This is a genomic window from Variovorax sp. V118, assembly GCF_041154445.1.
GTDB classification, from domain to species: Bacteria; Pseudomonadota; Gammaproteobacteria; order Burkholderiales; family Burkholderiaceae_C; genus Variovorax; species Variovorax boronicumulans.
The window spans coordinates 3,916,790-3,936,558 of sequence record NZ_AP028663.1 but is presented as its reverse complement, the minus strand read 5'-3'; the positions used below and the strand labels follow the sequence as shown (position 1 = coordinate 3,936,558).

The following is a 19,769-nucleotide window of genomic DNA, read 5'->3' as shown; positions in this document are numbered from 1 at the left end:
CTCCAGGCAGGGAAAGGGAATGAGGGGCGAGAGGTAGGGTGTTCGTTCAGCCACGGGCGAGGTTGCGCCAGGCCTGCGTGCGTGCGAGCAGCACGCGGGTGAGCAGTGCGTAGGCGATGCATACCAGCGTCGAGGTGACGACGATCAGGCTGGCCAGCGCGGCGGCCGGGCCGATGTCGCCGGCGTCGTCCAGGTGCATGATCGCGACCGACGCGAGGATGGTCTCCGGCGTGTACAGGAAGATGGCGCACGAGAGGCTGGCCATCGACACCACGAAGAAGTAGCGCCCGATGTCCAGGATGGCAGGCAAGCACACCGGCACCGTCACGCGCAGGAAGGTCTTGAAGAACGGCACCTTCAGCGACGCCGACACGGCTTCGAACTCGTTGTCGATCTGCTTGAGCGCCGTCACCGCCGTGAGGTGGCTCGAGGTGTAGTAGTGCACCACCATCGAGATGACCAGGATCGCCATCGTCTGGTACAGGAAGTTCAGCGGGTTGGCCGGATGGTTGAAGAACATCACGTAGCCCAGGCCCAGCACCAGGCCCGGCACCGCCATCGACAGCACCGCCATCAGGTGCATGCCCTTGCGCATGAGGCCCAGGTTGCGCGTCTTCTCGATCAGGTAGGCGCCCACGAACACGATGAGCGAGCCGGCCACCGCCGTGACCATGGCCACCAGCAGGCTGTTGCCGTAGGCGGCGGCCATGTCGCTTTCGACCAGCACGAAGTGGTAGTGCTTGAGCGTGAACGACAGGTCGTAGGGCCACAGCGAGATCGCCGAGGTGTAGATCGCCATGCCGATGGTGGCCAGCAGCAGGCTGCAGACCACGGTGCAGAACAGCGTGAGCAGCGCATCGGCCACCTTGCGCGGCTTGGGCGTGTAGGGCACCGAGCGCGCCGTGAGCTGCGCCTTCAGCTTGCGCCGCACCACGTAGTCGATCACGAAGGAGATGATCGACGGAATGAGCAGCAGCATGCCCACCACCGCGCCGATGGAGAAGTTGTGCTGGCCCACCACCTGCTTGAACACGTCGACCGACAGCACGTTGAAGTTGCCGCCGATGACCTTGGGCGCGCCGAAGTCGCTCACCACGTAGGTGAAGACCACGGTGGCCGCGCTGATCAGGCCGTACTTGCACGAGGGCAGGGTGATCGTCATGAACTGGCGCAGGGGCCGCGTGCGCAGGGCCGTGGCCGCCTCGTACAGCCGGCCGTCGGCCAGCGACAGCGCGGTGACCAGGATCATCAGCGCGTGCGGGAAGGTGTTGTAGACCTCGGCCAGGATGATGCCGGGCGCGCCGTAGATCGAGGCGCCGCCCAGCAGGAACTTGAGTGCGCCCTGGTTGCCGAACCACTGCACGAACGAAATGGCCGACAGCAGCGAGGGCGCGAGCAGTGGAATGAGCGCGATGAGCCGGAACACCGCCTTCAGCGGCGCCGGCATGCGGCTGCGTGTGAGCGCGTAGGCGAACACGAAGGCCGTGGGCACCGAGATCATCACCACCGCGGCCGACACCCACACCGAGTTCCAGGCCGCGCGCAGCAGGCTCGGCGTCTGGAAGTAGGTGATGAAGTGGGCCAGGCCGACGAAGCGGCCGTTCTTGTCCTGCACCGCGTGGGCCAGGATGGTCAAGAGCGGCGCGATGAGGAACACGAACAGCATCGCCATCACCACGAACAGGATGGCGCGCGCGATGGTCTCGTCGCGGCTCCAGCGCAGGGCGGGGCGTGCAGCGAGCACAGGGCGGGGATGTGCCAGCGTGTTCATGGCTTGGCGGTGCGCGCGGCAAAGGCGCGGATGCGGTTGGCGCGCAGCGCGATGTCGATGGTGTTGCCTTCGCGGATGTCCAGGTCGTGCAGCTGGTTCAGCGAGAAGTGCAGGCCCAGCGTCTGGCCGTGCAGCGCGTCGGCCGTCACTTCGGCAATGCACAGGCCGCCCAGGAACTCGACCTTCGTGACCTTGGCCTGCAGGCGGTTGGGCGTGTCCTCGCGCAGGTGTTCCACCGCGCGGTCTTCGGGCCGCAGGTACAGGTTGACCGCGTCGCCGGGCTCGAAGGCGCCGTCGCAGGCGTCGCACTGCAGCTCCATGTCGCCGACCTGGAAGCGCTGGTTGCCCAGCGCCATCGCGCGCAGCACGTTGACCTTGCCCACGAAGTCGGCCACGAAGGGCGTGGCCGGCTGCTCGTAGATTTCCATCGGCGTGCCGACCTGCTCGATCACGCCGTGGTTCATCACCACGATGCGGTCGGCCATCGACAGCGCTTCTTCCTGGTCGTGCGTGACCATGATGGTCGTGATGCCGACCTGCTTTTGCAGCCGGCGGATCTCGCCGCGCAGGCGGATGCGCTCCAGCGCGTCGAGCGCCGACAGCGGCTCGTCCAGCAGCAGCAGGCCGGGCCGCGTGGCGAGTGCGCGAGCCAGCGCCACGCGCTGTTGCTGGCCGCCCGAGAGCTGGCTCGGGTACTTGGCGCCCGAGGTCGGCAGGCCGACCAGCTTCAGCAGCTCGTCGACGCGTGCCTTGATCTCGCCGCGCTTCGCACGGCTGTTGACGAGGCCGTAGCCCACGTTCTCGGCGATCGACAGGTTGGGAAAGAGCGCGTACGACTGGAACACGATGCCGTAGTCGCGCTTGTCCGGCGAGAGCCACGAGACGTCCTTGCCGTTCTGCAGGATCTGCCCGGCGGTCTGCGTCTCCAGGCCCGCGATGATGCGCAGCAGCGTGGTCTTGCCGCAGCCCGAGGGGCCGAGAAAGCACAGCATCTCGCCGGGGTTCACGCGCAGGTGCACGTCGCGCAGCGCGCTGAAGGTCTCGAAGTCCTTGCGAACGCCGACGATCTCGAGGGCCGCGGGCGGGGCCGAGGTGGGAGTCAACTGGCTGGCGATGAAGCGGGTGTCGGTCATGTCCATTTTTCGCACTCGTCGTTGGAGGGCGTCACCAGCTGCGGCGGCACCCTTGAATTGAAAACCGGGGGATGCCGTCGGGCTTACTTGGGTTCGGCCTTGCCCTCGTAGCGCTTGCTCCACTCCGCGAGGATGCGTTCGCGGTTTTTCGCAGCCCAGTTCAGGTCGTTCTTGGCCAGCAGCTTCTCGTAGTTGTCCGGAATGCCTTCGAGCTTGGAGACCACGCCCGGGTAGGCGACCACCGCCCACCAGCGCGCGCTGATCTGGTTGGCTTCCTTGCTCGCCATCCAGTCGGCAAAGCGCTTGCCCTGCGCCAGCTTCGTGCTGGTCTTCATGAGGCTGGTGGCCTCGATGTCCCAGCCCAGGCCTTCCTTGGGGAAGATCAGGTCGACCGGCGCGCCCGACTTCTTCACCTGGTGCGCGCGGAACTCGAACGAGATGCCGATGGGGAACTCGCCCGCGCCCGCCTGCTTGCAGGGCTTGGAGCCCGAGTGCACGTACTGCGCGATGTTCTGGTGCAGCGCGTCCATGTACTTCCAGCCTTCGGCGTCGCCCATGTTCTGCAGCCAGTACGACACGTCGAGGTAGCCCGTGCCGCTGGAGGCGGGGTGCGGCATCGAGATCGTGCCCTTGTAGACGGGTTTGGTCAGGTCCTTCCAGCTCTCGGGCTTGGGCAGGCCGAGCTTCTTGGCCTCGACCGTGTTGAAGCAGATGGTGGCGGCCCACACGTCCATGCCGACCCAGGCGGGCGGGCGTGCGGCGTCGGAGTACGCGGGGTTCAGCTCCTTGAAGCCCTTGGGCTCATAAGGCAGCAGCATGCCTTCCTGCTGCAGCAGCGCCAGGCTGCTGGCGGCCAGGCCGGCCACCACGTCGGCCTGCGGGTTGGCTTTTTCGGCCAGCAGCTTGGCGGTGACGATGCCGGTGGAGTCGCGCACCCACTTCACTTCGATGTCGGGGTTGGCCTTCTCGAACGCGTCCTTGTACAGCTTCATGGCGTCGGTCTCGAGCGCCGTGTAGACCAGGAGCGGCGTCTTTTGCGCCCACGCACTGCCGGACACGAGGCCGAGGGCCGCAACACACAGGGCGGCCGTGAGACGGCGCGTGCTTTGTTTCATCGTCATCTGTTTCTCCTGAAAGGCTGGCTGTCACTGAAGAAGGGTGAGGGCTGGCGCCAGCGCGAGGGTGGGCAACGCCATCCGGTGTTTGCAATGTAGGTTGCTGATTGATGACTGTCAATAAAAAATTGTTGACAGTTGACGATCCTTCGGGAAAATACGCACCATGGTCACCAGCAATCACTCCGCCGCCCTCGCGTTCCTCCAGTCCAGCTCGCTGCCGATGCTGATGCAGGAAGAAATCGAGCGTTTGATCATGACGGGCGAGCTCCCGGTGGGCAGCCGCATCAACGAGAGCGAGCTCTCGCAGCGCTTCAACACCAGCCGCGGCCCGATCCGCGAGGCGTTGCGCGCACTGGAAGAGGCGGGCCTCGTGCGCAACGAGAAGAACCGCGGCGTCTTCGTGCGCGAGATCGCGTTCGAGGAAGCCGACGAGATCTACGAGCTGCGCGAGGCGCTGGAAGAAATCATCGGCCGGCGCGTGGCCCTGGCGATCCAGCCCGACGCGGTGGAGCGCCTGCGCGCCATGGTCGACGCCATGCGTTCGGCCGCCCAGGCGCAGGACGTGGAGCAGTACGCGCAGCTCAACCTGCAGTTCCACGAGATCCTGCTCGACACCGCCGGCAGCAAGAAGCTCACCGAAACCTACAAGCGGCTCGTCAAGGAGCTGCACCTTTTCAGAATGCGCGCGCTCGACAGCGGCGGCGGCCTGCGGGTCTCGGCCGACGAGCACAGCCACATCGTCGACGCCATCGCCAGCGGCAACCCCGACACGGCAGGGCGCGCACTGCGCGAACACGTGGCCGGCAGCCGCGCACGCATGCACAAGGCCTTCGGCCGCATCGACGCCGATGCGGCCACTTCCAGCAACACCACCGCTACCCCGAACCACCCACCCCAAAAGGAAGTCTGAAATGACACCGGAGACACTTGAAGTCAATGCCAGGAGCTATCGCTGGATGGCGCGTCCGATCGTGGTCGTGTGCGTGGACGGCTGCGAGCCCGCGTACCTCGACGCGGCCATCGAAGCCGGCGTGGCGCCCTACATCGCCCGCATGCGCAAGGACGGTGCCGACCTGCTCGCCGACTGCGTCGTGCCCTCGTTCACCAACCCCAACAACCTGTCGATCGTGACCGGCGCACCGCCCGCGGTGCACGGCATCTGCGGCAACTACTTCTTCGACCGCGAGCTGGGCCAGGAAGTGATGATGAACGACCCCAAGTACCTGCGCGCAGGCACCGTGCTGGCTGCGTTTGCCGACGCGGGCGCCAAGCTCGCGGTGGTCACGGCGAAAGACAAGCTGCGCAAGCTGCTGGGCCACAAGATGAAGGGCATCTGCTTCTCATCGGAGAAGTCGGACCAGGTGACGATGGAAGAGAACGGCATCGACAACGTGCTCGACATGGTCGGCATGCCCGTGCCTTCGGTCTACAGCGCGGAGCTGTCGGAGTTCGTGTTCGCCGCCGGCGTGAAGCTCATGGAATCGCGCCGCCCCGACCTCATGTACCTGTCGACCACCGACTACGTGCAGCACAAGGCCGCGCCGGGCAGCCCTGCCGCCAACGCGTTCTATCAAATGATGGACGGCTACCTCGCGCAGCTCGATGCACTCGGCGCCACCATCGTGCTCACGGCCGACCACGGCATGAACGACAAGCACGGTGCCGACGGCTCGCCCAACGTGATCTACCTGCAGGACGTGCTCGACGGCTGGTACGGCGCTGAAAAAGCCCTCGTGATCCTGCCGATCACCGACCCCTACGTGGTGCACCACGGCGCGCTCGGCTCCTTCGCCACGGTGTACGCACCCGACGAAGCCAGCGTGCCGGGCTGGATCGAACGCATCAAGGGCATTCCGGGCATGGAACTCGTACTCTCGCGCGCCGAAGCTGCCAAGCGCTTCGAGCTGCCGCCGGACCGCATCGGCGACATCGTGGTGGTGAGCGAGCAGAGCACCGTCATCGGCACGGCCGCCAGCCGCCACGACCTGTCGGCCCTCGAAGTGCCGCTGCGCTCGCACGGCGGTGTGTCCGAGCAGAAGGTGCCGCTGATCTGCAACCGCCCGGTCGAAGGCATCGCCCCCGGCCGCCGGCTGCGCAACTTCGATGCGCTCGACCTCGCCTTGAACCACGCACGCTGAAGCCACACGGAGCAAGCACCCATGAGCCAAGCCATCCTGAAGCCAGGCACCGTCCACCGCGAGGCCCTGCGCATCGCCGGCGAGAAAGTCCACCGCGACCGCACCATCGAGGTCACCTACCCGTACACCGGCGAGGTGATCGCCACCGTGCCCAAGGCCACGCTGGACGACGTGCGCCACGCCCTGCGCATCGCCCGCGACTACAAGCCCACGCTCACGCGCTACGAGCGCTACAAGATCCTCATGCGCGCCGGCGAGATCATCGCCTCTCGCCTGGACGAGATGTCGCGCACCATCACGCTCGAATCGGGCCTGTCGCGCAAGGACTCGCTGTACGAAGTGGGCCGCGCCTCCGACGTGCTGCTGTTCGCCGCCAACCAGGCGCTGGTGGACGACGGCCAGGTGTTCTCGTGCGACCTCACGCACCACGGCAAGAGCCGCAAGGTCTACACGATGCGCGAGCCGCTCTTGGGCGCCATCACCGCCATCACGCCGTTCAACCACCCGCTGAACCAGGTGATCCACAAGGTGGCGCCGGCCATTGCGACCAACAACCGCATCGTGCTCAAACCCAGCGAGAAGACGCCGCTCACGGCCTTCCTGCTGGCCGACATCCTGTACGAGGCAGGCCTGCCGCCGCAGATGCTGTCGGTGCTCACGGGCGACCCGAAGGAGATCGCCGACGAGCTGCTGACCAATGCCGACGTCGACCTCGTCACCTTCACGGGTGGCGTGCCCATCGGCAAGTACATCGCGGGCAAGGCCACCTACAAGCGCCAGATCCTGGAGCTGGGCGGCAACGATCCGATCATCGTGATGGAAGACGCGGACATCGAGGAAGCGGCCACGCTGGCTGCCAATGGGTCGTACAAGAACTCGGGGCAGCGCTGCACGGCCGTGAAGCGCATGCTGGTGCACGAATCGGTCGCCGATCGTTTCGTCGAACTGCTGGTCGAGAAGACCCGCGCACTGAAGTACGGCGACCCGATGGACCCCGACACCGACATGGGCACCGTGATCGACGAAGCGGCCGCGAAGCAATTCGAAGCCGTGGTCAACGACGCCATCGCAGCGGGCGCCAAGCTCCTGTACGGCAACGAACGCCGCGGCGCGCTGTACTCGCCCACGGTGCTCGATCACGTCGACCCCGAGATGACCGTCGCCAAGCAGGAGACCTTCGGTCCCGTGTCGCCGGTGATCCGCTTCAAGAACATCGACGAGGCGATCCGCATCTCGAACGGCACGGCCTACGGCCTGTCGTCCTCGATCTGCACCAACCGCCTGGACTACATCACGCGCTTCATCCGCGAGCTGAACGTGGGCAGCGTCAATGTGCGCGAGGTGCCGGGTTACCGCCTGGAGCTCACGCCCTTCGGCGGCATCAAGGATTCGGGCCTGGGCTACAAGGAAGGCGTGCTCGAAGCGATGAAGAGCTTCACCAACACCAAGACCTACTCGCTGCCCTGGTAACCATGAGCCTCAGCATCCCCGACATCGTCGGCCTCTTCGAAACCAAGGGCCATGCGCAGTACGACGGCGAGCCGGTCACGCAGCTGGAGCACGCGCTGCAGTCGGCGCACCTGGCCGAGCAGGAAGGCGCGGACAGCGCGCTGATCGCCGCCGCCCTGCTGCACGACCTGGGCCACCTGCTGCACGACTTCGGTGGCACGCCGACGCAGCAGGGCCTGGACGACCTGCACCAGTACCGCTGCCTGCCGTTCCTGCGCGCGCTGTTCGGTCCGGCCACGCTGGAACCGATCCGGTTGCATGTGGACGCCAAGCGCTTCCTGTGCGCGCGCGTGCCCGGCTACCTGGAGGCGCTGTCGCCCGACTCGAAGCGCAGCCTGCAACTGCAGGGCGGCGTCTTCGACGAGGCACAGGCCAAGGCTTTCGAGACGCTGCCGTATGCAATGGACGCGGTGCGCCTGCGGCAGTGGGACGACACGGCCAAGCTGGCCGATGCCGACATGCCCGGCCTCGCGCACTTCGTGCGCCACCTCGAGATCAGTTCCGCCGAACACCGGCAAGCCCTCACCACCGCTTAAGGCACACGGATGCGCCCCTTCTGGATCGAACAAGCGCTCTTCAACGACGGCGATCTGGCCCCGGCGCTGCAAGGTGAAACCAGCGCCGACGTCTGCATCGTCGGCGGCGGCTTCACCGGCCTGTGGACGGCCATCCAGGCCAAGCTGCAGGCGCCCGCGCTCGACATCGTCATCCTCGAAAGCGACCTGTGCGGCGCCGGCGCCAGCGGGCGCAACGGCGGTTGCCTGCTCACCTGGTCGGCCAAGTTTTTGACGCTGCGGCGGCTGTTCGGCGAAGACGAGGCGGTGCGCCTCGTGAAGGCGTCGGAAGCGGCGGTGGGGCACATCGCCGACTTCTGCGCCGCGCACGGCATCGACGCCGAACTGCGGCGCGACGGCACGCTCTACACCGCGACCTCGCAGGCGCAGATCGGCACGCTCGATCCGATGATGCAGGCGCTGGAGGCGCGCGGCATCCACTCGTACCACGCACTGCCGCCCGACGAGGTGGCGCGGCGCTCGGGCTCGGCGCGCAACCTGGCCGGCGTGTACTCGCCGATCGCCGCCACCGTGCACCCGGGCAAGCTGGTGCGCGGGCTGCGGCGCGTGGCGCTGGCCATGGGCATCCGCATCCACGAGCGCACGCCGATGCTCGACTTCAGCACCGGCCAGCCCGTGGTGGTGCACACGCCCACCGGGCGCGTGCGCGCGAAGAAACTGGTGCTCGCGATGAACGCGTGGATGGCCAGCCGCTTCCCGCAGTTCGAGCGGACCATCGCCATCGTGTCGAGCGACATGATCATCACCGAGCGCTGCCCCGAGCTGTTGCAGCAGATCGGGCTGACCGACGGCGTGTCGGTGCTCGACTCGCGCACCTTCGTGTACTACTACCGCAGCACGGTCGACGGCCGCATCATGCTGGGCAAGGGCGGCAACACCTTCGCCTGGGGCGGACGCATGGCCAAGGTTTTCGACGAGCGCTCGCCGTACGAGGGCGAGCTCACGCAGGCCCTGCATTCGTTCTTCCCGGCATTGAGCAACACGCCGATCACCGCCAGCTGGAACGGCCCGTCCGACCGCTCGGTGACCGGCTTTCCGTTCTTCGGCAAGCTCGATGGGGCGCCGCATATCTACTACGGCTTCGGCTACTCGGGCAACGGGGTGGGGCCGACCTACATGGGCGGGCAGATCCTGTCGTCGCTGGTGCTCGACCAGGACAACGCATGGACGCGCAGCCCGATCACGGGCGGGCCACTGGGCTACTTTCCGCCGGAGCCCATGCGCTATGTGGGCTCGATCGTCGTGCGCAACGCGATCCGCCGCAAGGAACGCGCTGAGGATGAGGACCGCCAGCCGTGGCTGGTGGACCGCATGCTCAGCAAGCTCGCGAACGCCGCAGGCAAGGCTGATAAAGCCTGACCTGCGGAGACCGCATCAACGGTTCGAGGGGAACGAGAACATCGTCCCTTCACGCACGCCGGCCGAAGGCCAACGCTGCGTGACGGTCTTGCGCTTGGTGTAGAAGCGCACGGCGTCGGGGCCGTAGGCGTGCAGGTCGCCGAACAGCGAGCGCTTCCAGCCGCCGAACGAGTGGTACGCCACGGGCACCGGCAGCGGCACATTGATGCCGACCATGCCGACCTGGATGTTGTCGCTGAACCAGCGCGCGGCCTCGCCGTCGCGCGTGAAGATGCAGGTGCCGTTGCCGTACTCGTGCGCATCGATCAGGTCCATGGCTTCCTGCAGCGTCTTCACGCGCACCACGCCGAGCACCGGGCCGAAGATTTCTTCCTGGTAGATCGTCATGCCGGGCTTGACGTGGTCGAACAGGCAGGCGCCCAGGTAGTAGCCGCCTTCGTGGCCTTCGACCTGGATGCCGCGGCCGTCGACCACCAGCTTGGCGCCGGCGGCCACGCCCGCGTCGACGAAGGCCTTGACCTTCTCGAAGTGCGGCTGGGTGACCAGCGGGCCCATGTCGTTGCCGTTGTCGGTGCCGGGGCCGACCTTCATCTTGGCGATCTCGACCTTCAGGCCCTCGACCACCGCGTCGGCCGTGGCGTCGCCCACGGCCACCACCAGCGGGATCGCCATGCAGCGCTCGCCGCACGAGCCGTAGGCCGCGCCCATGAGCGCGCTCACGGCGTTGCCGATGTCGGCGTCGGGCATCACCACCGCGTGGTTCTTGGCGCCGCCCAGCGCCTGCACGCGCTTGCCGTGGGCCGTGCCCGTGGTGTAGATGTATTCGGCGATGGGCGTGGAGCCCACGAAGCTCACGGCCTTCACGCGGCGGTCGGTCAGCAGCGTGTCGACCGCTTCCTTGTCGCCGTTGACCACGTTCAGCACGCCCGGCGGCAGGCCGGCCTGCAGCGCGAGTTCGGCCATGAACAGCGTGGAGGAGGGCGTGCGCTCCGAAGGCTTGAGCACGAAGGTGTTGCCGCACGCCACGGCCATCGGCCACATCCACAGCGGCACCATGACGGGGAAGTTGAACGGCGTGATGCCGGCGGCGACGCCCATGGCCTGGAACTCGCTCCACGAGTCGATCGACGGGCCCACGTTCTTGCTGTGCTCGCCCTTGAGCAGCTCGGGCACGTAGCTGGCGTACTCGACGTTCTCGATGCCGCGCTGCAGCTCGCCGTGCGCGTCGGCCAGCACCTTGCCGTGCTCGGCGGTGATCAGCGCGGCGATGGTGTCGGCGTTTTCCTCGAGCAGCGTCTTCAGGCGGCTCATCACGCGGGCGCGCTTGAGCGGCGGCGTGTTGCGCCAGGCCGGGAAGGCGGCCTGCGCCGAAGCGATGGCCTGCTCGACCGTGAGCTTGTCGGCGAGCGCCACGCTCTTGGCCGACAGGCCGGTGGCGGGGTCGAACACCGGCTGCACGCGGCTGCCGCCGCCGACGTGCTTGCCGTCGATGAAGTGGCCGATGGTGGCGGTGACGTTCTTGTCGTGTTGCATGTCTTCAGGTCTCGTAAGGGGAATGCGGGCGCCGCCGGGCCGCCCCAAGGCGGCCCGCGCCTCCCCCTCGGGGGGTGGCGAATTACACGGAGCGAAGCGAAGTGAAAAGCCGGGGGGCCTTGTTTCAGTTGGTTTCGGCCAGGGCGTCGGCGAGGGCGTTGACCATGCGGTCGATCTCGGCCTTCTCGGAAATGAAGGGCGGTGCGAGCTGGATTGTGTCGCCGCCGTAGCGCACGTAGAAGCCCTTCTTCCAGCAGTTCATCGCGATCTCGTAGGGGCGGCGTGCGGGCTCGCCCGGCAGCGCGGCGATGGTGATGCCGGCGGCCAGGCCGTAGTTGCGGATGTCGGCGACGTGCTTGCTGCCCTTCAGGCTGTGCACGGCGTTCTCGAAGTGCGGGGCCAGCGTTTGCACGCGGCCGATCATGTCTTCCTTCTGGAGCACGTCGAGCGCGGCGATGCCGGCGGCGCAGGCCACGGGGTGCGCGCCGTAGGTGTAGCCGTGCGGGAACTCGAGCATGTACTCGGGACCGCCGGCGGCCATGAAGGTGTCGTAGATGTCCTTGCTGGCCACCACGGCGCCCAGCGGCTGCGCGCCATTGGTGACCTGCTTGGCGATGTTCATGATGTCGGGCGTGACGCCGAAGGCATCGGCGCCCGTGAGCGCGCCGCAGCGGCCGAACCCGGTGATCACTTCGTCAAAAATCAGCAGGATGTTGTTGGCCGTGCAGATGTCGCGCAGGCGTTTCAGGTAGCCCTTGGGCGGAATCACCACGCCGGCCGAACCGGCGAAGGGCTCCACGATCACGGCCGCGATGGTCGAGGCGTCGTGCAATGCGATCAGGTCGAGCAGGCGGTCGGCCAGCTCGGCGCCGCTTTCGGGCATGCCGCGCGAGAAGGCATTGCTGGCCAGCTGCGTGTGCGGCAGGTGGTCGGCCTCGACGCCCTGGCCGAACAGCTTGCGGTTGGCCGCGATGCCGCCCACCGAGATGCCGCCGTAGTTCACGCCGTGGTAGCCCTTCTCGCGGCCGATCAGGCGTGTCTTGCCGGCCTGGCCCTTGGTGCGCCAGTAGGCGCGCGCCATCTTCAGCGAGGTGTCGGCGGCTTCGGAGCCCGAGCCGGTGAAGAACACGTAGTCCAGGCCGGCGGGCGTCAGTTCCTTGATCTTGTTGGCCAGTTCGAACGAGAGCGGGTGGCCGAACTGGAAGGCGGGCGAGTAGTCGAGCTTGGCGATCTGGCGGCTCACCGCCTCGGTGATCTCGGGGCGGCCGTGGCCCAGGCCCGAGCACCACAGGCCCGAGAGGCCGTCGAAGATCTTGCGGCCGTCGTTGTCGGTGAAGTAGGCGCCCTTGGCCTCCACGATGATCCGCGGATCGGCCTTGAAGTTGCGGTTGCCGGTGTAGGGCATCCAGTGCGCCTCGAGCCAGGCGGCGTCGGTGCGCGCGGTGGGCGTGGGTTCGATGGCGGGTGTGGCGAGGGTCATGGCGCATCCCGCGCAGGGCGGGCTCCGGGGGTGAAGGGATGCGCCGATTGTTCGCAACGCCTTCAGTGTGGAGAATGGCGCAATATCAATGTTCACTTGACGATCCATGCAAGTAAAGGCCAAGGCCTCGCCCGCCGACGAAACCGCTGCCCAGGGCACCCGCAACCGCGCCGTGCTGGGGCAACTCAGCGACATGGACCTGCGCCTGCTCAAGGTGTTCAAGAGCGTGGTCGACTGCGGCGGCATGGCGGCGGCCGAGCTGGAGCTGAACATCGGCACCTCGACCGTGAGCCGCCACGTGAAAGACCTGGAAACGCGCCTGGGCCTCGTGCTGTGCCGGCGCGGCCGGGCGGGCTTTGCGCTCACGGCCGAGGGCCAGCGCGTGTACGACGAGACGCTGCGCCTGCTGGCCTCGGTCGACGCCTTTCGCGGCAGCATCGACGACATCCACAACCGCATGGGCGGGCAGCTCGACGTGGCGCTGTTCGACAAGACCGCGACCAACCCGAAGGCGCGCATCGGCGAGGCCATTGCGCGCTTCACCGAGATCGCGCCCGAGGTGAACCTGGCGGTGCACGTGGGCTCCATCAACGCCATCGAGCAGGGCGTGCTGGAGGGCAATTTCCAGATCGGCATCATCCCGGCGCACCGCAGCTCGAAGAGCCTGGTCTATGCCGACCTGTTCGACGAAACCATGCTGCTGTACTGCGGCCAGGGGCATCCGCTGTTCGACAGCCCGCACGGCAAGCTCACCTGGTCGAAGCTGGGCGAGCACCATTTCGCGGGGCTGGGCTACCACTCGCCGAACATGGAGCTGAGCCACCGGGCGAGGTTGTCGCGCAAGGCGACGGGGTTCGACCAGGAGGCGATTGCGACCTTGATCCTGTCGGGGCGCTTCCTGGGCTTTCTGCCCGACCACTACGCGCAGGTGTTCGAGCAGCGCGGGCTGATGAAGGCGGTGCTGCCGGCGCGCTTCAACTATGCGTGCCGGTTCGTGAGCCTGCTGCGGCGGTCGCCGAAGCCTTCACGGGCGGTGCTGGCGTTTCAGGCGTGCCTGGAGCAGGCGCATGGCGGTGCGAAGATCTGAAGGCACTGAAACCACCCCAGATGACCGAAACACCACTGCGTATTCGCCCTGCACTTGCGTCGGAACACCGGGCACTCGAAGACTTGCAGCGGCGCGCATCTCTCGCGAACCCCGGCGATCGCGAGGCGATTCAGTCCGACCCGGACGCCATCGAACTGCCTCTGGCCCAGATCGTCGATGGCCGGGTGTTCGTGGCAGAGATCCATGGCGTGACGGCGGGATTCGCTGTCGTGCTGCCCAACGACGACGGCAGCGCCGAACTCGATGGATTGTTCGTCGAGCCCGAGGCATGGCGTCGCGGCATCGGCAAGGCATTGGTCGCGCACTGTGTCGAGCTTTCCAGGCGCCAGGGTGCGTCGGCACTCCACGTCACCGGCAATCCGCACGCCGGGTCGTTCTACCTTCGCTGCGGATTCGAGGCGAACGGTACTGTCGCCGTGCGCTTCGGCAGGGCCGAGCGGTTCCGCAAGGTCTTCTAGACCTTTGTGGTGCTATCGCTGTCCGCTGGGCAGCAACAAATGCTTCGCCCCGATGTGCGCTTCCATCTCATGCATGTGGTGCTCCGCATCCACCATGTGCTCCACCATCAACCGCCGCACCTCGTCCGCATCTTCCTTGCGGTAGGCCGCCAGCAGCTGCGTGTGGTAGTCCACGTTGGTCTCGCCGAAGTGGTGGTGGTCCAGCGCCTTCTTGTAGACGACGAGGTCGCGCAGCAGGTCGTTGAGAAAGCGGCACATGAAGGACAGCACCGGGTTGGGGCAGGCCTCGGCCAGCATCGTGTGGAAGGCCAGCTCGGCTTCGCGCTGCGTGCGCAGTTCGTCTTCGTTCGTGGGCTCGATGGTGCACAGGCGCACGTTCTCTTCGAGCCGCGCAAACTGCTCGGGCGTGAGCCGCCCGACCACGCTCACGGCCAGTTCGGGCTCCAGCGCCTTGCGCAGCTGGTAGATGTGGTGGCCGTCCAGGTGGTGAAAGTGCAGGAAGTTGCGCAGCGGCTCCGACGCATGGTCGACCGACACCTGCTGCAGGTACGCGCCGCCGCCCGGGCCGGTGCGGATCGAGATCAGCCCGCGCACCTCGAGCGCCTTCAGCGCCTCGCGCACCGTGCTCTTCGAATAGCCGAAGAGCTCGATCAGTTCCTTCTCGTTCGGTAGCCGGTCGCCGGGCTGCTTGCGCTCGGCAACGATCCATCGCTTGACGTCTTCGACGATGACGTCCGAGAGCTTTTGCCGCTTCGGAGGGTTGTGCCCCACTCTCATCAAAACGCTCCATCCATGCACATCGGGAGATGCGCGGGATGCGCAACAGCGCGCGATCTTAACGGCGTCATCGGCAGGGTCGGGTTGGGTTTGGGCACGGGGCTTGCTAACGGGTTTTTACCAACATATTAATCCTATTTATCCGCTTAAATTGCCGGCGATCGCAGGCACTGTGTTTTCTTCCCCACTTTCCACACCACGACCGGAGAACCCCATGCAACGCAGACAACTCCTTCAGCTCGCCGCCCTGTCGGCCGCCCCGGCCTCGCTCCTGATGAGCCGTTCGGCCATCGCCCAGGCCACCGACGTGATCCGCTTCGGTGCACCGGTGCCCATGTCGGGTGCCTTCGCGGCCAACGGCAAGTTCGCCGACCTGGGCACCAAGCTGGCGATCGAGCAGTACGGCAAGGTGCTGAACCGTCCGCTGGCCTACACGCTGCTCGACACCGAAGGCAAGCCCGCCACCGCCGTGCGCAAGGTGCAGGAAGCCTCGCAGCAGCAGGGCGCCAAGTTCTTCGCGGGCGGCATCCTGTCGTCGGAAGCACTGGCCATGGGCAAGGAGGCCGAGAAGGCCGGGGGCCTGTTCATCACCACCGCAGGCGCCGACGAGATCACCGGCAAGGACTGCAACCCCGCCACCTTCCGCTGGTCGGTGCCCACCTTCGGTGCGATCGAGCAGACGGTGCGTCCGCTGATCGCGTCCATGCCCAAGGCCAAGCGCTGGTACACGATCACGCCGCAGTACGTGTTCGGCGACGGCCTGCTGAGCGCGGCCAAGACCATCTTCCAGGAGAAGGGCATCGAGCACGTGGGCAACAGTTACCACTCGCTCAACGACAAGGAGTTCAGCGGCTACCTCACCAACGCGATGGCCGCCAAGCCCGACGTGCTGCTGCTGCTGAACTTCGGCGCGCAGTCTTCGGCCGCGCTGCGCCAGGCGGTGAGCTTCGGCATGCACAAGAACATGACGATCCTCATGGCCTGGGCCTCGGGCCTGGAGCAGTTCGACGAGCTGGGCGCCGACCTGTGCGACGGCGTCTACTTCGGTGCGCAGTACTGGCACACGGTCGACACGCCGCTCAACAAGGACCTGGTGAAGCGCACCGCCGACAAGCTCAAGATCGTGCCCAACTACAGCCTGGCCGGCTCGTACATCTGCACCAAGATCCTCATCGACGGCATCGTGAAAGCCGGCACGGTCGACCAGAAGGCCGTCATCGCCGCGCTCGAAGGCATGAAGTTCGACGGCCTCACGGGCGTGGAAGAAATCCGCAAGGCCGACCACCAGGTGATCAAGGACTACTACCTGCTCAAGGGCAAGGCGAAGTCGAAGATGGCGAATCCGGCCGACTACGTGGACGTGGTGAGCTCGGGCAAGTCGTTCCTGCCCGTCGACAAGACCGGCTGCAAGCTGGCCTGACGCCGCCCGGCCTCGCGCCGCGCCCGCGCCTTTTTGGGCGCGGGAAGGGCGCGTGCCGCCTGCACGTTTGCCACCCCACGACACCTATGTCCGTCTACCTGCTCCAGACCATCAACGGAATCGGCATCGGCATGCTGTATTTCCTGCTGGCCGTTGGCTTGTCCATCGTGTTCGGCCTGCTGCGCTTCGTGAACTTCGCGCACGGCGCTTTCTACCTGCTGGGCGCCTACCTGTGCTTCCAGGCCATGCAGTGGGGCCTGAACTTCTGGGCCGCGCTCGTGCTGGTGCCGCTGTTCGTCGGCGCGCTCGGCTGGCTGGCCGAGAAGCTGCTGCTGCGCCGCGTGTACGCCAAGGCGCATGAGTTCCACATCCTCGTGACCGTGGGCCTGGCGCTCGCGGTGCAGGAGATCGTCATCGTGTTCTGGGGCCCGCTGGGCAACAGCGTGCCCACGCCCGACCTGCTGCAGGGCGTGGTGATGTGGGGCAGCTTCATCTACCCGAAGTACCGCCTCTTCGTGATCGGCTTCACCGCCGTGCTCGCGGTGGGGCTGTGGTGGGTGCTCGAGGGCACGCGCCTGGGCAGCGCGGTGCGCGCGGGCAGCGAATCGACCGAGATGGTCTCGCTGCTGGGCATCAACGTGTTCCGCGTGTTCAGCCTGGTGTTCGCGCTCGGCGCGGCCACGGCGGCGCTGGCCGGCGTGCTGGCCGCGCCCATCCGAGGGGCCGAGCCCTTCATGGGTGTCGAGGCGCTGGGCGTGGCCTTCGTGGTCGTGGTGATCGGCGGGCTCGGCAGCTTCAGCGGGGCGCTGGTCGGCGGCGTGCTGATCGGCATCGTGCAAAGCCTCATGAGCACCATCTGGCCGCCGGGGGCGAGCCTGATGATCTACATCGCGATGGGCGCCGTGCTGCTGCTGCGCCCGCATGGCCTGCTCGGCCGCAGAGGATGAACGCGCCATGCCAAAGAAATACACCTTCCTGCTGGCGCTGATCGTCGCGCTCGCGTTGCCGCTGTTCATGCGCTCGGGCTCGCTTGCGAGCGAAGTGCTCATCTACGCGCTCGCGGCCCTGGGCTGCAACCTGCTGCTGGGCTACACGGGGTTGCTCTCGTTCGGCCAGGGCATCTTCTTCGGGCTGGGCAGCTACACCATCGCGATCCTGCTCACGCGGCTGCAACTGCCGATGCCCTTGGCATTGCTGGCGGCCATCGGCATGGGCGCGCTGGGTGCGGCGGTGGTCGGCTGGGTCGCCATCCGCCAGCGCGGCACCTACTTCGTGATGCTCACGCTGGCCTTTGCGCAGATGTTCTATTTCATCGCCTACACGGCCTCGGGGCTCACGGGCGGCGACAACGGCCTGCTCGACGTGCCGCGCCCGGCCTTCATGGACACGCCGTGGAAGTACTACGCCTTCGTGGCGGTGATCTTCCTGGCCGCGTTCGCGCTGCTGCTCAAGGTGACCGACTCGGTCTTCGGCCGCACGCTGCTCGCCATCCGCGACAACGAGGACCGCGCCGCCGCCGTGGGCTACGACCTGAAGCGCTTCAAGCTGCTGGCCTTCGTGATCTCGGGCGCCGTCACCGGCCTGGCCGGCGGCCTGCACGCGATGATGACCGGCATCGCACCGCTGTCCAACGCCGAGTACCACACGAGCGAGATGATCCTGGTCATCACCGTGATCGGCGGCACCGGCAACCTGTTTGCCTCGGTGCTCGGCTCGGCCTTCTACGTGCTGCTGGCCGACTGGCTCTCCACGCTGTGGCCGCGCTGGCTGCTGCTGCTGGGCCTGCTGCTGATCGGCGTGAGCATCGGCATGCAACGCGGCCTCTGGGGCCTGGGCGAAAGCGCCTGGCGCCGGGTGTTCCGCAAGACGGCGGCTGCCGCCGAAGCGCCGCTGGCACAGGGAGAAAAAGCATGAGCGACATCCTCATCGAAGCCATCGGCGTCACCAAGCACTACGGCAAGTTCGCCGCGCTCGGCGGGGTCGACCTGAAGATCCGGCGCAACACCGTGCACTCGGTGATCGGGCCCAACGGCGCGGGCAAGACCACGCTGTTCCACATGCTCACGGGCACCGGCACCACCACGGGCGGGCGCATCCTGTTCGACGGCCACGACGTGACGCGCGAGCCAGACCATCAACGCGTGCAGCGCGGCATGGCGCGCTCGTTCCAGGTCACGAGCCTGTTCCCCAGCCTGTCGGTGCGCGAGAACCTGCGCGTGGCGGCGCAGGGCGTTGCGCCGCGCCAGGCCATGAACTGCTGGCGCGCCCCCATCGGCGAGCGCGCCTGTGCCGACACGGTGGCCGAGGTGCTCGCGCGCGTCGGCCTCGAACGGCTGGCCGACACGCCCGCCAGCGTGCTCTCGCACGGCCAGCAGCGCCGCCTCGAAGTGGGCATGGCGCTGGCGGCCAAACCCAAGGCCATCTTCCTGGACGAGCCGACCTCGGGCATGGGCATCGACGACCTCGACGACATGAAGCATCTCATCCGCGGCCTGCGTGACGCGCACACCGTGGTGCTGATCGAGCACAACATGAACATCGTGATGGACATCTCCGACACCGTGACCGTCATGCAGCTGGGCCGCGTGCTGGCCGAGGGGCTGCCGGGCGACATCCGGTCCGACGCGCGCGTGCGCACGGCGTACCTGGGCAACATGATCACCGGAGGCAAGGCATGAGCAACATCCTCGAAGTCGAAGGCCTGCATGCGCACTACGGCAAGAGCCATGTGCTGCAGGGCGTGTCGCTCACGGTGGGCGAGGCCGAACTGGTCACGCTGCTGGGTCGCAACGGCGCGGGCAAGTCGACCACGCTCAAGAGCATTGCCGGTGCCGTCACGCCCACGAAGGGGCGCGTGCGCTTCCAGGGCGCGGACATCGCGGGCCAGCCGCCGCACCGCATCGCCACGCGCGGCGTGTGCCTCGTGCCCGAGCACCGCGGCATCTTCAAGCTGCTCACGGTGGAAGAGAACCTGCTGCTCGGCCTGCGGCGCGATTCGTCCTGGCAGCTGGCCGACATCTACCGCATCTTTCCGCGCCTGAAGGAGCGCCGGCGCAACGGCGGCGGGCAGCTGTCGGGCGGCGAGCAGCAGATGCTGGCCATCGGCCGCGCGCTCATGAACCACCCGCGCCTGCTGATCCTGGACGAGCCGGTGGAAGGCCTGGCGCCGGTGATCGTGGAGGAGATCGTCGCGCAGCTCAAGACCATCAAGGCCGCGGGCGTGGCCATCCTGCTGGTCGAGCAGAACCTCGAGGTCTGCGTGCAGCTGGCAGACCGCCACTACATCGTGGAGCAGGGCGTGATCGTGCACGAGGCCGGCAATGCCGCCTTCATGGCCGACCACGACGTGAAAGACCGCTATCTGGGTGTCGGCCTTGCCTGAACCCGCCA

General features: G+C 67.0%; 18 protein-coding genes. 12 read left to right on the top strand and 6 right to left on the bottom strand.

The genetic code is table 11. The features are described from left to right. Window positions 1–46 precede the first annotated feature (46 nt). The 3 genes from ACAM52_RS18280 to ACAM52_RS18270 all read right to left on the bottom strand — a co-directional run bounded on the left by ACAM52_RS18280 (window position 47) and on the right by ACAM52_RS18270 (window position 4,019). Window positions 47–1,771: a putative 2-aminoethylphosphonate ABC transporter permease subunit gene (locus ACAM52_RS18280; protein WP_369644200.1), complete on the bottom strand. Its 1,725-nt coding sequence runs from the start codon at window positions 1,769–1,771 to the stop codon at window positions 47–49. Continuing rightward, window positions 1,768–2,910, bottom strand: coding sequence for a putative 2-aminoethylphosphonate ABC transporter ATP-binding protein (locus ACAM52_RS18275; RefSeq protein WP_070061828.1), 1,143 nt, complete (start codon window positions 2,908–2,910; stop codon window positions 1,768–1,770). Before ACAM52_RS18275 ends, ACAM52_RS18280 begins: the two co-directional genes overlap by 4 nt. A gap of 77 nt (window positions 2,911–2,987) precedes the next feature. Beyond that, on the bottom strand, window positions 2,988–4,019 hold the full coding sequence (locus ACAM52_RS18270) for a putative 2-aminoethylphosphonate ABC transporter substrate-binding protein (RefSeq protein ID WP_174543616.1): 1,032 nt from the start codon (window positions 4,017–4,019) through the stop codon (window positions 2,988–2,990). A gap of 166 nt (window positions 4,020–4,185) precedes the next feature. Here ACAM52_RS18270 and ACAM52_RS18265 point away from each other — a divergent pair, with 166 nt between their 5' ends. From ACAM52_RS18265 to ACAM52_RS18245, 5 genes are read left to right on the top strand one after another with little or no spacing between them, the layout of a single operon-like run. Beyond that, window positions 4,186–4,932 (top strand): phosphonate utilization associated transcriptional regulator, encoded by a 747-nt coding sequence (locus ACAM52_RS18265; RefSeq protein WP_070061830.1) that lies wholly within the window; start codon window positions 4,186–4,188, stop codon window positions 4,930–4,932. A 1-nt stretch (window position 4,933) separates the two neighbouring features. Next, window positions 4,934–6,160 carry a phosphonoacetate hydrolase gene (phnA, locus tag ACAM52_RS18260; protein ID WP_369644199.1) on the top strand — a complete coding sequence of 409 codons (1,227 nt, stop codon included), beginning with the start codon at window positions 4,934–4,936 and terminating at the stop codon, window positions 6,158–6,160. A 21-nt stretch (window positions 6,161–6,181) separates the two neighbouring features. Further along, complete coding sequence (phnY, locus tag ACAM52_RS18255) at window positions 6,182–7,630, top strand: phosphonoacetaldehyde dehydrogenase (RefSeq protein WP_369644198.1); 1,449 nt, start codon at window positions 6,182–6,184, stop codon at window positions 7,628–7,630. Between the two features lie 2 nt (window positions 7,631–7,632). Continuing rightward, window positions 7,633–8,205, top strand: coding sequence for a phosphonate degradation HD-domain oxygenase (locus tag ACAM52_RS18250; RefSeq protein ID WP_070063972.1), 573 nt, complete (start codon window positions 7,633–7,635; stop codon window positions 8,203–8,205). Between the two features lie 9 nt (window positions 8,206–8,214). Beyond that, window positions 8,215–9,603, top strand: a complete 1,389-nt coding sequence (locus ACAM52_RS18245) for an FAD-dependent oxidoreductase (protein WP_369644197.1) — start codon at window positions 8,215–8,217, stop codon at window positions 9,601–9,603. Between the two features lie 15 nt (window positions 9,604–9,618). Here the strand turns inward: ACAM52_RS18245 and ACAM52_RS18240 are convergent, their stop codons facing one another. Both ACAM52_RS18240 and ACAM52_RS18235 read right to left on the bottom strand, forming a co-directional pair. Further along, window positions 9,619–11,136, bottom strand: a complete 1,518-nt coding sequence (locus tag ACAM52_RS18240) for a CoA-acylating methylmalonate-semialdehyde dehydrogenase (protein WP_095744313.1) — start codon at window positions 11,134–11,136, stop codon at window positions 9,619–9,621. A 124-nt stretch (window positions 11,137–11,260) separates the two neighbouring features. Then, a complete protein-coding gene (locus ACAM52_RS18235; RefSeq protein WP_369644196.1) occupies window positions 11,261–12,616 on the bottom strand; it encodes an aspartate aminotransferase family protein in 1,356 nt (451 codons plus the stop codon). Between the two features lie 106 nt (window positions 12,617–12,722). Between ACAM52_RS18235 and ACAM52_RS18230 the strand changes: the two genes are divergently transcribed. After that, window positions 12,723–13,703: a LysR family transcriptional regulator gene (locus ACAM52_RS18230; RefSeq protein ID WP_062468761.1), complete on the top strand. Its 981-nt coding sequence runs from the start codon at window positions 12,723–12,725 to the stop codon at window positions 13,701–13,703. 20 nt (window positions 13,704–13,723) lie between these two features. Then, window positions 13,724–14,182 carry a GNAT family N-acetyltransferase gene (locus ACAM52_RS18225; protein WP_153286170.1) on the top strand — a complete coding sequence of 153 codons (459 nt, stop codon included), beginning with the start codon at window positions 13,724–13,726 and terminating at the stop codon, window positions 14,180–14,182. A gap of 12 nt (window positions 14,183–14,194) precedes the next feature. Here the strand turns inward: ACAM52_RS18225 and ACAM52_RS18220 are convergent, their stop codons facing one another. Then, a complete protein-coding gene (locus ACAM52_RS18220; protein ID WP_095744317.1) occupies window positions 14,195–14,959 on the bottom strand; it encodes a FadR/GntR family transcriptional regulator in 765 nt (254 codons plus the stop codon). Window positions 14,960–15,173: 214 nt separating this feature from the next. Here ACAM52_RS18220 and ACAM52_RS18215 point away from each other — a divergent pair, with 214 nt between their 5' ends. From ACAM52_RS18215 to ACAM52_RS18195, 5 genes are all read left to right on the top strand, one after another. Continuing rightward, window positions 15,174–16,379, top strand: coding sequence for an ABC transporter substrate-binding protein (locus ACAM52_RS18215; RefSeq protein ID WP_159274611.1), 1,206 nt, complete (start codon window positions 15,174–15,176; stop codon window positions 16,377–16,379). Window positions 16,380–16,465: 86 nt separating this feature from the next. Continuing rightward, window positions 16,466–17,326: a branched-chain amino acid ABC transporter permease gene (locus ACAM52_RS18210; protein ID WP_095744319.1), complete on the top strand. Its 861-nt coding sequence runs from the start codon at window positions 16,466–16,468 to the stop codon at window positions 17,324–17,326. A gap of 7 nt (window positions 17,327–17,333) precedes the next feature. After that, on the top strand, window positions 17,334–18,293 hold the full coding sequence (locus ACAM52_RS18205) for a branched-chain amino acid ABC transporter permease (protein WP_095747509.1): 960 nt from the start codon (window positions 17,334–17,336) through the stop codon (window positions 18,291–18,293). Continuing rightward, complete coding sequence (locus ACAM52_RS18200) at window positions 18,290–19,057, top strand: ABC transporter ATP-binding protein (RefSeq protein ID WP_139701858.1); 768 nt, start codon at window positions 18,290–18,292, stop codon at window positions 19,055–19,057. Before ACAM52_RS18205 ends, ACAM52_RS18200 begins: the two co-directional genes overlap by 4 nt. Then, a complete protein-coding gene (locus tag ACAM52_RS18195; RefSeq protein ID WP_369644195.1) occupies window positions 19,054–19,761 on the top strand; it encodes an ABC transporter ATP-binding protein in 708 nt (235 codons plus the stop codon). The genes ACAM52_RS18200 and ACAM52_RS18195 overlap by 4 nt, the downstream gene beginning before the upstream one ends. Window positions 19,762–19,769 lie beyond the last annotated feature (8 nt).

Excerpts from the sequence above, each read along its gene's own strand:
- ACAM52_RS18220 (WP_095744317.1), bottom strand. The coding sequence starts at position 14,959 with ATGAGAGTGGGGCACAACCCTCCGAAGCGGCAAAAGCTCTCGGACGTC.
- ACAM52_RS18215 (WP_159274611.1), top strand. The coding sequence starts at position 15,174 with ATGCAACGCAGACAACTCCTTCAGCTCGCCGCCCTGTCGGCCGCCCCG.
- ACAM52_RS18235 (WP_369644196.1), bottom strand. The coding sequence starts at position 12,616 with ATGACCCTCGCCACACCCGCCATCGAACCCACGCCCACCGCGCGCACC.
- ACAM52_RS18245 (WP_369644197.1), top strand. The coding sequence starts at position 8,215 with ATGCGCCCCTTCTGGATCGAACAAGCGCTCTTCAACGACGGCGATCTG.
- ACAM52_RS18210 (WP_095744319.1), top strand. The coding sequence starts at position 16,466 with ATGTCCGTCTACCTGCTCCAGACCATCAACGGAATCGGCATCGGCATG.
- phnY (WP_369644198.1), top strand. The coding sequence starts at position 6,182 with ATGAGCCAAGCCATCCTGAAGCCAGGCACCGTCCACCGCGAGGCCCTG.
- ACAM52_RS18205 (WP_095747509.1), top strand. The coding sequence starts at position 17,334 with ATGCCAAAGAAATACACCTTCCTGCTGGCGCTGATCGTCGCGCTCGCG.
- ACAM52_RS18240 (WP_095744313.1), bottom strand. The coding sequence starts at position 11,136 with ATGCAACACGACAAGAACGTCACCGCCACCATCGGCCACTTCATCGAC.
- ACAM52_RS18230 (WP_062468761.1), top strand. The coding sequence starts at position 12,723 with ATGCAAGTAAAGGCCAAGGCCTCGCCCGCCGACGAAACCGCTGCCCAG.
- ACAM52_RS18250 (WP_070063972.1), top strand. The coding sequence starts at position 7,633 with ATGAGCCTCAGCATCCCCGACATCGTCGGCCTCTTCGAAACCAAGGGC.
- ACAM52_RS18270 (WP_174543616.1), bottom strand. The coding sequence starts at position 4,019 with ATGAAACAAAGCACGCGCCGTCTCACGGCCGCCCTGTGTGTTGCGGCC.
- ACAM52_RS18275 (WP_070061828.1), bottom strand. The coding sequence starts at position 2,910 with ATGGACATGACCGACACCCGCTTCATCGCCAGCCAGTTGACTCCCACC.
- phnA (WP_369644199.1), top strand. The coding sequence starts at position 4,934 with ATGACACCGGAGACACTTGAAGTCAATGCCAGGAGCTATCGCTGGATG.
- ACAM52_RS18195 (WP_369644195.1), top strand. The coding sequence starts at position 19,054 with ATGAGCAACATCCTCGAAGTCGAAGGCCTGCATGCGCACTACGGCAAG.
- ACAM52_RS18280 (WP_369644200.1), bottom strand. The coding sequence starts at position 1,771 with ATGAACACGCTGGCACATCCCCGCCCTGTGCTCGCTGCACGCCCCGCC.
- ACAM52_RS18265 (WP_070061830.1), top strand. The coding sequence starts at position 4,186 with ATGGTCACCAGCAATCACTCCGCCGCCCTCGCGTTCCTCCAGTCCAGC.
- ACAM52_RS18225 (WP_153286170.1), top strand. The coding sequence starts at position 13,724 with ATGACCGAAACACCACTGCGTATTCGCCCTGCACTTGCGTCGGAACAC.
- ACAM52_RS18200 (WP_139701858.1), top strand. The coding sequence starts at position 18,290 with ATGAGCGACATCCTCATCGAAGCCATCGGCGTCACCAAGCACTACGGC.